Annotated in this window: 1 protein-coding gene (only partly in view); it reads left to right on the top strand. The window is 72.2% G+C overall.

Every position in this 15,715-nt window falls within one protein-coding gene, locus NDW01_RS26420, for a protein-glutamine glutaminase family protein (protein ID WP_252825018.1), read on the top strand. The gene is 63,846 nt long; 21,121 of those nucleotides lie to the left of the window and 27,010 to its right, leaving coding positions 21,122–36,836 in view (codon 7,041, partial, through codon 12,279, partial); the first codon wholly inside the window starts at position 3. Both the start codon and the stop codon lie outside the window.

Raw genomic sequence — 15,715 nt, 5'->3', positions numbered from 1 at the left:
GCGTCGCCGAGCCCGTGTCGCGGGCACTGAACGGGCCGGTGGTGGCGACCCCGTACGAGGCGGTGCTCGACCGGCGGACCGGCGACCTGCTCTCCCGCCCCTCCGGGGACACCGGGTCGGACGAACCCGGCCGGGACGCGTGGTTCCGGATGTTCATCCCGGGAGACCGGGAGGGCCTGCCGCTCACCTCGGGGCTGCTCACGTCGAGCGGCGGCGAGCTCGCGACGGAGTCCCGCGCCGTCACGGAGCCCCGGGTGGAGTCGGAACCGGATCCCCTGCCGTTCCCCCCGGACGCCGAAGTCGAGGCCGAGAGCGAGGCGCCGCCGGCTCCTCCGGGAGCACCCGCGTCGACGGAACCGCCGGAGTCGCCGGAGCCGGTGTCGGCGCCGTCGGCGGAGACGGCCCCGGTCGCCGTGGACCCGATGGTCGTCCGGGCCGGTGTTCCGCGCGAGGATCTGCCGCAGATCGTGACGGTCGTCGCTCGCATCCGGCAGGAGCTGGACCGGATCGGGGCGCGGTACACGCAGGAGGACGTCGACCTCCTCCCGCAGCGGCTGCTGGCGAACTTCCCGCATCTGCTCCACGGCCTGCAGGTGCCGATGGGTGACGCCGAGGTGCTGGTCCGGCTTGACGCGACCGATCCGCAGAAGGTGGAGAACCCGGGTGGTTCGACGCGGACGGTGTCGGAGCTGCCGCCGGTCGAGGGTGAGCACACGGCCGGTGGCACGGTGAATTCGGTGTTCGCGACCGGTGCGCACACCCAGAGCGTCTCCGGGCAGACGGGTGCGACGCGCGGGGCGATCTCGCTGTCGTTCGGGATCGGTGCGACGCCCTTCGCGCTGCAGGTCGTCCGGGTGGGCGCGTCGCTGTCCGGCACCGCGAACCAGTCCAACCGGTCGCTGACCCATATCGCCGACGCGGAGGGCGGTCACGTCGAGGTCGCCGGCGGTGGTCATACGCTGCTCGCCTACACCGGGCACTGGTCGTTCCAGGTCCGCAAGGGGTCCGGCGGGGACTGGGACACGCTCCCGGTGCACCGGGTCGACGACCCGACCGACGAGAAACTGCTCCTCTGGTTCCCCGACAACTATCTCGGAACCGCGCCGGCCCAGGTCACCGCGGTCGGCGACGGGGTCAAGGCGGGGCGGCTGCCGGCGTTCTTCTTCGCCTCCGGCCTGTCGAACCTTCCCAGGGTGTTCGACGCGACGGTGGCGGAGCTGCGGCGGCACGGCCTGGAGATGCCGGCGGGCGGCCAGATCCACAAGGAGCTGCTCCAGAAGCTGTGGAACCTCAACATGCATCTGGACGCGGCCGTCAACAACGCCGACGGCGGGTACCAGTTCGACCTGCACAACGAGTACGGGCGGCCGGTCGCGACGGTGTCGGTCCGGTCCGAGCTGCTGGCCGGCGCGGCTCGGGTCGGCACCACCAGCAAAGACTCCAACATCGAGAACGTCCGGACCCTGATCTCCGGCTCCAGCGGCGGCCACAGCATCACGAACAGCAGCACGCTGACGTTCCCGAGCCTCGACTTCGGCCTGCAGCCGTTCCACAACCACGACGCCGGCATGGGCGTGTCCTTCAACCTGTCGTACACGTCGTCGAACGTGGACTCCATCTCGGCGGGCAAGGTCGGGCTGTACGTCGTGGTGCCGCGCTACGTCGGTTACACCGGCGCGTACGCGATGTCGTTCCGGCACCGGGTCACGGTCAGCGTCCGCGGCAGCGCCCAGACCGCGACCACTCCGGCGATCGACAGCGAGGCGGTCCTCCGGATCCCGGAGCCGATGGCGTACGAGCACGGTCTGCCGGTCGACGCGGAGGCGCTGAAGGGTGCGCAGACGGGCGGCACCCGGCCGTACGCCGAGGGCGACATCCGCCGCCTCGGCAAGCGCGAGGTGCCGGCGGACCCGGCCGATCACCCGGCGCCGCCGCCGTGGCTGAAGGACGCCAAGGGCGTCGGGACGGGCCTGCCCTTCTGGTCCGAGGGCACCATCCAGCGGGTCCAGAACGCGATCAAGACGGTGGCGCGCGCGCACGGGTTCCTGCCCGCACGGGCCGACCATCCGTTCGCCGACTACTCCCGGTTCGGCCACGGGAACAAGCTCGACAGCCTCGCCGACATCCGGCGGCAGATCGAGAAGTTCGCCTCCGACCGGGGTTTGAGCTCGCACTTCGACCAGATCCACCAGGATGGCATGGTCTTCACGCTGAAGAAGCGGCGTGGCGGCCTGGGGGTCGACTGGGACGTCGACTCGATGAAGATCACGGTCACGGCGCGCGGGAACGGCAGCGCCCCGAAATACCTCGGCAGCGCGGAGGACTACCGGATCGTCAATCTGGTGATGGGCATGAGCAGCGCGGGCATGTCCGTCTCCCACTCGCGGAAGATCGCGCTGGGTGTCAAGGTGCGGGGCCTCTACCAGGTGCTCAAGAGCGCCGTCATGGGCTTGGAGTACCAGCGGAGTGCCGGTGCGAGTGACGCGCTGAGCGTCCTGACCAACCTGCCGCAGCTCATGGAGTTCGACGGGCCGACGCACGAGTTCGAGGTGTCGCGGGATCTGGAGATCAAGTTCGAGCTCCAGCACTCGGGCAGGCAGGGGCGGGTCCGCGCGGGCCGGCGTAACCCGCCGCCGATCTCGCTGCCGGGAGAGACCGCCCGGGTGTTCGTGCTGCCGGTCTCCGAGGAGGGCGGCCCCACGTCGAGCGGTCCGACGCCGGCGCGCGTGCTGGAGCAGGGCGTCGTGACCTTCCTCGACACCACCGGCGTCCGTAAGGCGGTCCAGGGACTCGGTCACCTGACCGATCCGGCGGGAACGGCGTCCTCGCTGCGGGACACCTTCGCCGGCACCGAGTCCATGCGGTCGTACTTCAAGGAGATCCTCGGCGGTCAGTACACGACCGAGAACGCGTTCGAGTCGCGTCTGACCCGTGACCGGCTCGGCGCGATCGACATCCGCGGCGATCTCGGACCCACCAGTTTCGCGGGTGCCAGCGCTCACAAGGCGGTCACCGGCATCATCAAGCTCCAGCTGATGGAGGGGCGCGCCACCGGCACGAGCTCGCACGGGTGGACGTGGGACCAGCTCGACGTCGCGCTCGGCGGCGACGTGGGGCCGGCGCATCTGACCGGGGAGAGCGATCTCAACCGGCACTGGCAGTTCAACCGGTCCCGTAGCAGCGGCCGTACGGGCGGCAAGGAGCTTCTGCAGCTCGATTTCAACCGGGTGTACTACTTCCGGAGCACGGTGTCCTTCGATGTGCGGAGCCGTCTGGAGAAGCACGCCAAGTTCCTGCCCAGCGGTCGGGCGCACCACAGTGAGACCGTGGGTCCGAACCTGGTTGAGTTCGCCCTGCCCGAGCCGGAGGCTCTGGCGCAGTACGCCGACGGTCACCTGCCGATCTCCGATCGCCAGCTCCGGGACGCCATGCTCCGCTGGCACATCGGCCGGCTCAAGCTCAGCGGGAATCTCGCGGCGAAGATCTTGATGCGCTGGCAGAGCGAGGTGCCCACCCTCCCGAAGGACACGCGAGTCAAACGCGACAAGCTGGTCCGCACGCTGGTCCGGCTCCACGAGATGGGCGCGGCCCCGGTCCTGGACGAGAAGGTCCGGGACCGGTTCAACACCGCCTTCGGGCGGTCGCTCGGCGCACCGCACGACCCGTTCGCCGTGCCCGACATGCCCGCGGACGTGGTCGCGTACGCCGAGGGCCGGGAGCCGCTGTCCGACCGGCGGCTGGGCGAGGTGTTGCGGGGCTGGCTCGACGGGAATCTGCGGCTGAGCGGTGATGTGGTGGCGGGCCTGCTGATGCGCTGGCACGCCGAGGTCCCCGAGCCGCCCACCGGCCTGCCGGTGAACCGGGCGCCGCTCGTGGGCATCCTGGCCGAGCTGCACACGGTCGGCGCGGTGCCGATCACGTCTCTGGGAATCCGCGACTCGTTCAACGCGACGTTCCGCCAGAAGCTGTCGCACCCGCGCCTGCCGTTCGACCGGATGACGCTGCCGGAGTACCTGACCCGGACGGACCCGGGCGGGTTCTTCCTCGGCCACCACGGCGTCGACCGCTGGACGCACGACGACGGCCGGACGACCGAGCAGATCGTCCGGCAGCAGATCGACCGGGTGGCGCCGGGCCTGCTGGGCGCCGACCCGTCGCTGTGGGACGGCAAGGGCCGCCGGATCGGCCGTATGCAGGGCGGTGTGGACCTGCTCCAGTCGGTCCTGGCGGAGGGACGCGACCAGATGCTCTGGGAGGAGCTGCCCTCCCAGAACGGCTTCACCTTCTACCTGGTGAACCCCGTCGGCCCGGTGCTGACCGACGTCGTCAGGGTCAGGCTGCGGGCCGAGCGCATCGCCATGCCGGAGGTGTACGACTACCGGTGGAACACCGGCCTCGCGGTCTACTCGCACGGCTACATCGGCACCGCCCAGTCCCGGTCCCGGGACGGGTCGCAGGCCCTCGTCCTGCCCAAGTTCAGCGCCGGCGGCACCAACGCCAGCGGCTCGGCCGACATCAAGGTGGCCGAAGGGCACCACCGCGGCACGACCCGCGCGGAGAACGCGGTCAGCGAGATGACCGACTACGACTGGGCGAACCACTACGGCCTACGGATCCGCCAGCGGCTGATCGTGGAGGTCGACCGGCTCGACATGGCCGGCCGCCCCCTGGACAACCTGCTCCTCGGCGCCCTGGACAAGTGGACGCACCACAGCGCGACCTCCCGGACCACCGTGGACGGGACGCTGGACATCCAGCTCCCGCACGCCCTCGCCGAGGCGGGCACGCTGAACGGCCCGCAGCAGCTGCGCAACGTCCTGCCGTTGCCCAAGCTGAATCGCAACCTGGCCGTCGTCGGCGTGACGGCGGACGGCCTGCTGCCCGCCGCGCGGAAGCTGCTGGACCAGCTGCTGGGGCCGCGCTGGTACGAGAAGGCGCTCGGTGCCGAGGCCGGCGACCCGGGCGTACGGTCCTTCCAGTCGCTGCCGTTCCTGCTGTCGCGGTCGCACCTGGTCAACCACGTGCTGGAGGCCACCGGCGGTGGCACGTACCGGCTGCCCCCGGACCTGTTCCGGGCCGGCGACTCCGACCTGCGCGCGCAGATGTCGCTGCGGGGGGAGCTGTTCGACGCGCAGGTCGTCATGCGGATGGTGGACGGCAGCGGCGTCGGCCGCTACATCAAGCACCAGAGCGGGACGACCGCGAACAACAGCAGCGACCTGACGCGCGCCACCGGCGACTACGGCCTCGGCGGCACCGACACGATCAACCCGCAGCCCCCCGCGCCGCCCGGCACCCAGGTGCCGCCGCACCGCCCGGACGACTCGTGGGCGCTGAACCACGGCGGCAGCCGCGTCACGTCCGCCAACCAGAACAGCGCCGGTACCGAGAACTACCGCCGTGAGCAGGACGTCAAGGAGTACGGTTCAAAGCTGCTGGTCCGCCTGCGCGGGCAGTTCTGGCTGGAGGCGCAGAAGATGCGCCACCACCTCCTCACGCCCGACAAGCCGAAGCCCGTCGGCGCGCCGGTCCGCAGCGACCCGGTCACCGGTGACGTCTATGTGGAGATGTTCGAGGCGCAGTACCAGGAGCTGCTCGCGGAGCTGGCCGCCAACGAGCAGCAGGCCCGGCAGGCGCTGCGCGACCGTGTCGACCCGCAGGCTTGGGCCGGCCTGAGCACCGCGCCCCGCTTCGACCTGGCCCCGCTGCTGGCCGACGCGGCGGTGTACCGCCCGGACCCGACCCACCCGCAGCCGGGACCGCGGCCGAAGTACGCCGCCTCCCAGGCCCACCACGCCCTGGTGAGCCACATCCGGGAGCAGGGCGGTGGCCGCGGCCCGCTCGTGCTCACCCACGGCGCGAACACGCGGGTGCTGCAGTACCGGGCGATCCTGGACTGGGCCGCGCGGACGATCCGCGCCGATCTGGCCGCCGCACGCGCGGAGGATCCCTACCTGCCGTCACCGGCCGACCCTGGCGTCTATGAGGAGCGGCGTGCCCGGCCGGACGCCCGGCTGTTCGACGGTCTGACCGGATCCCTCGACGACGAGATCACCGCGATCATCAACGAGGTCAACCGGGTCCACGAGTTGCGCCCGGACAACCCTCTCGGTGCCCCCGCCGAGCTGCCGCCGGAGGCGGCGCTGCTCGCGCTCGATCCGGTCCACCTGGCCCGTGACGTCGCCCGGGAGCTGAGCACGCACGTCCGGCTGGACGTCACGCAGCCGGACGGCACGGTGCGCAGCCACTGGGCCGACCCGAGCGGCCGGTTGTACGCCTTCGACCCGGCCGCCTTCGACGACCTGACGCTGACCGCCGACCAGGCGTCGAACGCCGGGCTGTGGAGCGAGGAGACCCGGCAGGTCGCCGCCGACCACGGGCTCGACCCGATCGACCTCGCCCGGCTTTACCGCACCTCCTGGTCGCAGCAGCGGACCTTCGAGCAGGCGGTGCTGGCCGAGGCCGGCGAGCGCCTCGACCGGTTGGGCGCGGCGCACGAGGCGCTGCCCGGCCTGTTCGGCCGCACCGTCCAGGCCGCCGCCGCGTGGCGGGGCATCGTCGCCCGGATCGAGGCGGAGCACGCTGCGGCCGCCGCGGAGACGACCCGGATCGAGCGGGAGCTCGATGACCTCCGGCGTGCCCTCGACGACCTGTACACGCAGCGGACGCGGCTCATCCTGGACCTGTCCCCGGACCGGACCGCGCTGAACGACCTGCGGAACCGGATCGTGGACCTGGAGGCCCGGCAGACCGAGCAGCAGGAGCTGCTGGAGCTGCACGAGGAGTCGACGGCCCACCTGACGTCGCTCCTGGCAGACGCGCGTCGCGGGCTCCAGGAGACGGACGAGGTCCTCGCCGACCTTCGGGTCAGCGGGCGGGACACCGGGGCCGGCGACGCGGCGCGCTGGACGGCGGATGAGGTGCAGGAGGCCGTGGACCGCCTCACCGCGTCGGAGTCCGCCCTGGACCGGCGCCGGGTGAACCTGGCGTACCGGCAGCGGCAGGCGCCGTCGATCGAGCAGGCGGTCCAGGGGCTGCACGACACGCTGTCGGCGGCCGGGGACGGCGCGGTCTCCCTGGCCGTCGTCACCCGTGCGGACGGCACCGCCGAACGGTTCACCGTGGTCGCCGACGAGGGCGAGATCCGGTGGTTCGAGGCGGTGTCCGGGCTCCCGGTCCGGCCCCCGGAGAACGCCGGGCGGTTGTACTCCCTGGACCTCGGCCTAGACGGCCTGCTGCTCGCCCCGCCTGCCGGGCTGGACGGGACGCGGCCGCAGGCCAGGTCCTTCACCTCGGTGCGCGACCTCGCGCTCGCCTCCGTCGTGGACCACCTCGGCCCCGATCTGGCCGGGCAGGTCGCGCGGCGGACGGAGGCCCGGTCACGGCCGACGCTCGACCAAGCTGTGCTCGCGTTCGAGAACCGGCTCGTCGACCGGAGTGCGAGCATCGCCGAGCTGACGGACACCCGCCGGCCGCCCATCGTGAGCCTGGACACCGCGCGGCGCGGCGACCTACCGGACGACGCGCACGTCTACCGGAACGAGCAGGGCCACCACGGGGTCGGGCCGGCCGACGCGGAGGTCCCGGGCTGGACGCGGATGGGCCCGCTCGCGGGCTTCTTGCCGATCTTCTGGCTCACCAACGGCGCGCCGGACCGGGCCCTGACCGTTCAGGACGTCGCACGCTCCGGGCTGGGCGCGGTGGTGCGGTTCCAGTCGGGGTTCGGCGTCCGGACCCTGGAGGACGACGTCCTGCGGGCGCTCGAGGAACGTCCCGACCGGGTGGCCGAGGAGGTGGACCGGCTGCCGGACGATCTGCCGTCCGGGACGTGGATCTGGTTCATCGGGCCGGCCCGTATGGGGGCGGTGGCGGTCGTCGAGAACGCGGCGGGCGAGACCAGGTATCGCGTCCTGCTGGCCGACGCGGAAGCCCCACGCGAGGCGCGTTCCCGTATCGGCCTGGCGCCGCTCGACGACGGCCGGCACACGCTCATCGTCTCGCGGCCTCGCACCGATGGTGATGCCCGGCCTTCGGCGCCGTACCGGAGTCTGCGGCAGCGGACCGAGGTGTCGGACTTCCACGTCATCGAGGTCAACGCGGTCCTGCGGACCCTCGGCTACCGGGGCGGCCCGGTGGATCGTGCCCGGGTCGAGGAGGCGCTGCGCGATCCCGAGCTGCCGCCCGGTCCGACGGACCCGAGGGGCCTGGCGAACGACCTCGCGCACTGGATCGCCTTCGACGGGGACCTGGCGAAGATGCCCCGGCTGCGCGGCGGCTCGGACGCCGCGGGAGGCATCCCGGGCCTGACCGGCGACCACGGCTACGCCGCGCCGTGGATTCCGGAGGACGCTTCGGCGTACGCGCAAGCCGTTCGGCGAGCGTCGGCCCTCCCTCAGGCCGAGCCGCAGGGTGGGGAAGCGCCGTGGCTCGACCGGCTCGACGAGCAGGCGCTGTGGACGGACGTTCTGCACGAGCTCACGGAGCTTCGTGCGCAGATCGATGCGGAGGACGCGGCCGAGCTGCGGGGGCGGCTACCTGAGCTGCACCAGCAGCTGAACCCTCGAGGGAAGCTCACGCTGCGGCAGACCGGCGAGACCATCGCGCAGATCTACTGGACCGGACAGCTGGCCGGTGGAGAGACGCTGGAGGAGATCCTCCGCATCGGCAGGCCCATCCGGCTGCGAGGCGGGATGTCCGGCAACGCGGCGGCACCCGGCGGTCTGGGATCGTTCGGCGACGTCGGGGGGTACGGGATACCGGCCGGCTTCGCCTCGGTGTCCGAGGGGCCGGTCGGCGGGGTCGGCAGCAGTAATTCCGGGCAGCCCCCCGTCCCCGTGGACGCGGGCCGGGAAACGCTGCTGAGCTGGACCGACGAGTCCGGTGAGCCCCGGTTCGCCGGACGCCGGCTGGGCCAGGGCGAAGGCACGGGGATTCCCGGCTTCGAGAGGGGTGCTCGTGCGGCGTGGGCGCTCGCGCACCGGGACACGCTCACCGCCTCCCCTGTGACTTCGCCGGCGGCCCGGCCGAGAGACCCGCTCGCCGCTCGTGGATACCGGCTGGGCACTGGGCAGGTCGTCGTTCCGGCACGTGCGGAGGAGCCGTCCGAAGGAACCGCACGCTCGGCGGCGGGGGGCCGACGGGGGTACGGGGCCGGCAACGCGATGACATTCGCCGACCTGTACGGGCCGGAGCAGGCCGCGAGGCCCGGCGTGTTCTCCTCACCCGGCCGCAGACTCGGCGGTGACGACGACGATGATGCCCTCACGAGCCTGGCCAGGATCTTCACGGACCCGCTGATCACCCGGTCGCCCCGGGCGCCGCAGGGCCCGTTCGCGGGCTCCGGTCACGTGCTGGGCGCGGGTGACGGCAGGGGCGCGGGCATTCCGGGCCTGGACAACGGCATTCGCGCCGAGTCTCAGCGGTTGCGGGCGGAACGCGGGCCGTCGACGGTCCGGCCCCGCGTGCTTCCTTCCAGGCCTCGGATCGTCACCCTCGGAGAGGTCACCGACGCGCGGACCGAGGAGGGCGGCCGCGGGCCGTCGGGCAGGGGCGGCGCCGGCGGACTGCTGGAGACCCGTTCCGGCGACGGCACCGTCACGATGCTCCAGCAGCCGGCGCGGTCGGCGTCCCCGCCGGCGACGGTGACGGAACCGGACGCCTCCGTGACCGAGCGGCCGCCCGCGCCACAGCGCACCACGGAGGAGCCGTCGGCCCCGGTCGCCCTCCCGGAGACCGGGCGGACGGTAGAAGAGCCCGCGACGGCCACGGCCACCACGACCGGGCAGGTCACGGATGAACCCGGACAGGCGGTCACCGTTCCGGCGGCCGAGCAGACGAGGAACGAGCCCGAGACGCCGGTCACCGTTCCGGCGGCCGAAGAGACCGCGCCTGGGCGAACGATCACGACCGCGACCACCCCGGTATCCCCCGAGTCCGTCACTCCGTCCACGCCGACGACGGCGCTCGGCCGGGCCCGGGAGGTCCTGGCGGGGCTGACGGAGGAGCGGCGCGCCGAGGTGATGGAACAGGCCGCGCTGTTCGTCGGCGATCTCAGCGGCCGGGTGCCGTCCCTCCGGGATCCCGGCGGCCGGGTGGTGTGGGCGGACTGGGCCGGGTTGCGCGTCGCGGCCGAGATCGCCCGGTCGGGTTCGGCGGCCGGTGAGGACCTCGCCCGGACCTTGGTCGCCGCGCATCGTGAGCGCACCCGGCAGGCGCTGGTCCACGGGGAGATCGTGCCTTCGACGCCGCTCGGCCGGGCGCGGCAGGTCCTGGCCGGGCTGACGGAGCAGCGCCGCGCCGAGGTGATGGGGCAGGCCGCGACGTTCGTGGGCGACCTGAGCGGCCGGGTCCCGTCGGTGGAGGACCCCGGCGGGGACGTGTCGCGGGTCGATCAGGCGGGGCTGCTGGTGGCGGCCGAGATCGCCCGTTCGGGCGCGGACGCCGGCGAGGCGCTCGCCCGCAGCGTGATGCACGATCTCGACGAGCCGCTCGTGCCGCGGGTCCTCATCGACGAGGCACGGGAGAACGCCGCCCGGACCACGGTCGGCATGCTGCGGAACAACCCCGAGGCCGACTACGCGCAGATCCGTCACGAGGCGCGGGACATCGTCCGGGCGCTCACCGGGCTCGCCCCGAACGACGAGCGGATCGATGCGCCGGGACTCCAGCGCGTCCTCCTGGTGACGGAGGCGGAGATCGCCTGGGCCGGTCACCGGGCCGCCGCCGACCTCGCGGCCGACATCCTCGGCCGGCCGCGCCTCCCGTACTCCCGCCTCCTCGACGAGATCACGGACGCCGCCCGGCTCGATCCGAGCCGGGCTCGCGCGACCCTTGGCCTGCTGTCCGACGTCCGGCAGGAGCAGTTCCGGCGGGAGACCGATGCGATCGTACGGTCGGCGCTCGGCGGTTCGTCCCTGGACCGGGCGCCGCGGGCCTGGCGGGAGCTGATCGCCGCTGAGATCGCCCGTTCCGGTCACACCGCCGGCGAGGACCTCGCGCGCGACCTCGTCCTGCGCGAGCAGGCGACCGCCACGATGTTCGCGAACACCAGGTGGGGTCAGGCCGGTGGCCGGATCGTGGCACTGTGGCTGCCCGGCCGGGGCGAGCCCGCCGTACCGCAGGACACCGAGACGCTCGCCCTCCTGAGCGAGGTCGTCCCCGAGGGGATGGTCCTCGTCATCGGTGACGCCCAGGACGGCCTGGTTCCGGTCCGCGAGCGGGGGACCCAGGCGTACGCGATGGCGAGGACCATCGAGAGGCTGTCACCGGGCCTGCATCCGCTGCTGGCGATGACCAACGGCGCGAGTGTCGCCGAGCCCGTGGCGCGGGCGTTGAACGCGCCAGTGGTGGCCACCCCGTACGACGCGGTGTTCGACCGGCGGACCGGTGACCTGGTCTCGCGTCCCTCCGGCGCCGACGGGACGGAGGAACCCGTCCAGGACGCGTGGTTCCGGATGTTCATGCCGGGGGACCGGGAGGGCCTGCCGATCACCCCGGGCCTGCTCACGCCGGGCGAGCGCGCGACGGCGCCCCCCGCAGAGCGGGATCCCCTGCCGTTCCATCCGAGCAGCACGGAGACCGAGCCGGAGACGCCGCCCGCGCCTCCGGGAGCGCCCGTGACGCCGCCGGAGCCGTCAGGGCCGCCGGAGCTGACACCGGTCGACGTGCATCCGGCGATCGCCCGGCTCGGCATCCCGCGCGAGGATCTGCCGCAGATCCTGACGGTCGTCGCCCGTATCCGGCAGGAGCTGGACCGGATCGGGGCGCGGTACACGCAGGAGGACGTCGACCTCCTCCCGCAGCGGCTGCTGGCGAACTTCCCGCATCTGCTCCACGGCCTGCAGGTGCCGATGGGTGACGCCGAGGTGCTGGTCCGGCTTGACGCGACCGATCCGCAGAAGGTGGAGAACCCGGGTGGTTCGACGCGGACGGTGTCGGAGCTGCCGCCGGTGGAGGGTGAGCACACGGCCGGTGGCACGGTGAATTCGGTGTTCGCGACCGGTGCGCACACCCAGAGCGTCTCCGGGCAGACGGGTGCGACGCGCGGGGCGATCTCGCTGTCGTTCGGGATCGGTGCGACGCCCTTCGCGCTGCAGGTCGTCCGGGTGGGCGCGTCGCTGTCCGGCACCGCGAACCAGTCCAACCGGTCGCTGACCCATATCGCCGACGCGGAGGGCGGTCACGTCGAGGTCGCCGGCGGTGGTCATACGCTGCTCGCCTACACCGGGCACTGGTCGTTCCAGGTCCGCAAGGGGTCCGGCGGGGACTGGGACACGCTCCCGGTGCACCGGGTCGACGACCCGACCGACGAGAAACTGCTCCTCTGGTTCCCCGACAACTATCTCGGAACCGCGCCGGCCCAGGTCACCGCGGTCGGCGACGGGGTCAAGGCGGGGCGGCTGCCGGCGTTCTTCTTCGCGGCCGGTCTGTCGAACCTGCCCAAGGTCTTCGACGCGACGGTCGCGCAGTTGCGGCGGCGCGGCCTGGAGATTCCGGTGGGCAGCCAGATCCACAAGGAGCTGCTCCAGAAGCTGTGGCAGGTGAACATGCACCTGGACGCCGCAGTCAACAACGCCGACACGGGGTACCAGTTCGACCTGCACAACGAGTACGGGCGGCCGGTGGCCACGGTGTCGGACCGGATCGAGATCCTGGACGGCACGGAGCGGGTCGGCACCACCAGCAAGGACTCCAACGTCGAGAACGTACGGACCCTGATCTCCGGCTCCAGCGGCGGCCACAGCATCACGAACAGCAGCACCCTGACACTTCCCAGCGTCGACTTCGGCCTGCAGCCGTTCCACAACCACGACGCCGGCATGGGCGTGTCCTTCAACCTGTCGTACACGTCGTCGAACGTGGACTCCATCTCGGCGGGCAAGGTCGGGCTGTACGTCGTGGTGCCGCGCTACGTCGGTTACACCGGCGCGTACGCGATGTCGTTCCGGCACCGGGTCACGGTCAGCGTCCGCGGCAGCGCCCAGACCGCGACCACTCCGGCGATCGACAGCGAGGCGGTCCTCCGGATCCCGGAGCCGATGGCGTACGAGCACGGTCTGCCGGTCGACGCAGAGGCGCTGAAGGGCGCGCAGACGGGCGGCACCCGGCCGTACGCCGAGGGCGACATCCGCCGCCTCGGCAAGCAGGAGATGCCGGCGGACCCGGCGAAGCATCCGGCGCCGCCGCCGGCGCTCGCGCAGGGCAAGGGGCTCGGCACGGGCCTGCCCTTCTGGTCCGACGACACGATCCGGCGGGTGCAGGACGCGGTCAAGACGACGGCGCGGCAGTACGGGTTCCTGCCCGCCAAGGACGACCATCCGTTCGCGGACTACTCCCGGTTCGGGCACGGCAACAAGCTCGACAGCCTCGCGGACATCCGGCGGCAGATCGAGAAGTTCGCCTCCGACCGGGGCTTGAGCTCGCACTTCGACCAGATCCACCAGGACGGGATGGTCTTCACGCTGAAGAAGCGGCGTGGCGGCCTGGGAGTCGACTGGGACATCGACTCCATGAGGATCACCATTACCGCCCGGGCGAACGGCACCGCGCCGCGCTACCTCGGCGCCGCGGAGGACCTTCGGATCGTCAACCTGGTGATGGGCATGAGCAGCGCCGGCATGTCCGTCTCCCACTCGCGCAAGATCGCACTCGGTGTCAAGGTGCGCGGCCTCTACCAGGTGCTCAAGGGCGCCATCACGGGGCTGGAATATCAGCGGATCGCGGGTGCGAGCGACGCGCTGAGCGTCCTGACGAACCTGCCGCAGCTGATGGAGTTCGATGGCCCGACCCATGAGTTCGAGGTGTCGCGGGATCTGGAGATCAAGTTCGAGCTCCAGCACTCGGGCAGGCAGGGGCGGGTCCTCGCGGGCCGGCGTAACCCGCCGTCCGTACACCTCCCCGGCGAGACCGCCCGCGTCTTCACGCTGCCGACCATCGAGAAGGACGGTCCCACCTCGAGCCGCCCGACACCGGCGAGCGCGCTCGAGCAGGGCGTCGTCACGTTCCTCGACACCACCGGCGTCCGTGGCGCGGTGCAGGCGCTCGGTCACCTGACCGATCCGGCCGGGACGGCGTCCTCGCTGCGGGACACCTTCGCCGGCACGGACTCCATGCGGTCGTACTTCAAGGAGATCCTCGGCGGCCAGTACACGACCGAGAACGCGTTCGAGTCGCGTCTGACCCGCGACCGGCTCGGCGCGATCGACATCCGCGGCGGCCTGGGCCGCAGCACCTTCGTGGGGGCCAGCGCTCACAAGGCGGTCACCGGCATCATCAAGCTCCAGCTGATGGAGGGCCGCGCGTCCGACACGAGCTCCCACGGGTGGAGCTGGGACCAGCTCGACGTGGCGCTCGGCGGGGACGCGGGGCCGGCGCACCTGACCGGGGAGAGCGATCTCAACCGGCACTGGCAGTTCAACCGGTCCCGCACGAGCGGCCGCACGGGTGGCAAGGAGCTCCTTCAGCTCGATTTCAACCGGGTGTACTTCTTCCGGAGCACGGTGTCCTTCGATGTGCGGAGCCGTCTGGAGAAGCACGCCAAGTTCCTGCCGAGCAGCAGCGCGCAGCGCACCCAGACGGTCGGACCCCGCATGGTGGAGTTCGCGCTGCCCGAGCCGGAGGCCCTGGCGCAGTACGCCGACGGTCACCTGCCGATCTCCGACGGCCAGCTCCGGGACGCGATGCTCCGCTGGCACATCGGCAGGCTGAAGCTCAGCGGTGACCTCGCGGCGAAGATCTTGATGCGCTGGACCGGCGAACGGCCGGCCCTCCCGAAGGACGCACCGAGGGTCCAGCGCGGGAAGCTCATCAACACGCTCATCCGCCTGCACGAGATGGGCGCGGCCCCGATCCTGGACGAGAAGGTCCGGGACCGGTTCAACACCGCCTTCGGGCGGTCGCTCGGCGCGCCGCACGACCCGTTCGCCGTCCCCGACATGCCCGCGGACGTCGTCGCGTACGCCGAGGGCCGGGAGCCGCTGTCCGACCGGCGGCTGGGCGAGGTGATGCGGAGCTGGCTCGACGGGAGACTGCGGCTGAGCGGTGACGTCGTGGCGGGCCTGCTGATGCGCTGGCACGCCGAGGTCCCCGAGCCGCCCACCGGCCTGCCGGTGAACCGCGCGCCGCTCGTGGGCATCCTGGCCGAGCTGCACACCGTCGGCGCCGTACCGGTCATGAACCTGGAGATCCGCGACCGGTTCAACGCGACGTTCCGCCAGAAGCTGTCGCACCCGCGCCTGCCGTTCGACCGGATGACGCTGCCGGAGTACCTCACCAGGACCGACCCGGGCGGCTCCTTCCTCGGCCACCACGGCGTCCACCGCTGGACCCATGACGACGGCCGGACGACCGAGCAGATCGTCCGGCAGCAGATCGAGGCGGCCGCTCCGGGGCTGCTGGGGTCCGACCCGCTCCTGTGGGACGGCAAGGGCCGCCGGATCGGCCGGATGCAGGGCGGGACGGACCTGCTGCAGGCGATCCTGGCCGAGGGCCGCGACCAGATGCTGTGGGAGGAGCTGCCCTCGCGGAACGGCTTCAGCTTCCACCTGGCCAACCCCGTCGGCCCGGTGCTGACCGACGTCGTCAGGGTCAGGCTGCGGGCCGAGCGCATCGGCGCGCCGGAGGTGTACGACTACCGGTGGAACACCGGTCTCGCGAATTACTGGCACAACTACACCGGCACCGCCCAGTCGAAATCGCGGGACGGGTCGCAGGCCCT

Origin of the sequence: Actinoallomurus soli (assembly GCF_024055715.1) — a bacterium.
Classification (GTDB): domain Bacteria; phylum Actinomycetota; class Actinomycetes; order Streptosporangiales; family Streptosporangiaceae; genus Actinoallomurus; species Actinoallomurus soli.
Note: the sequence above shows the minus strand (reverse complement) of the source record. Positions and strands in the feature narration are given on the sequence as shown.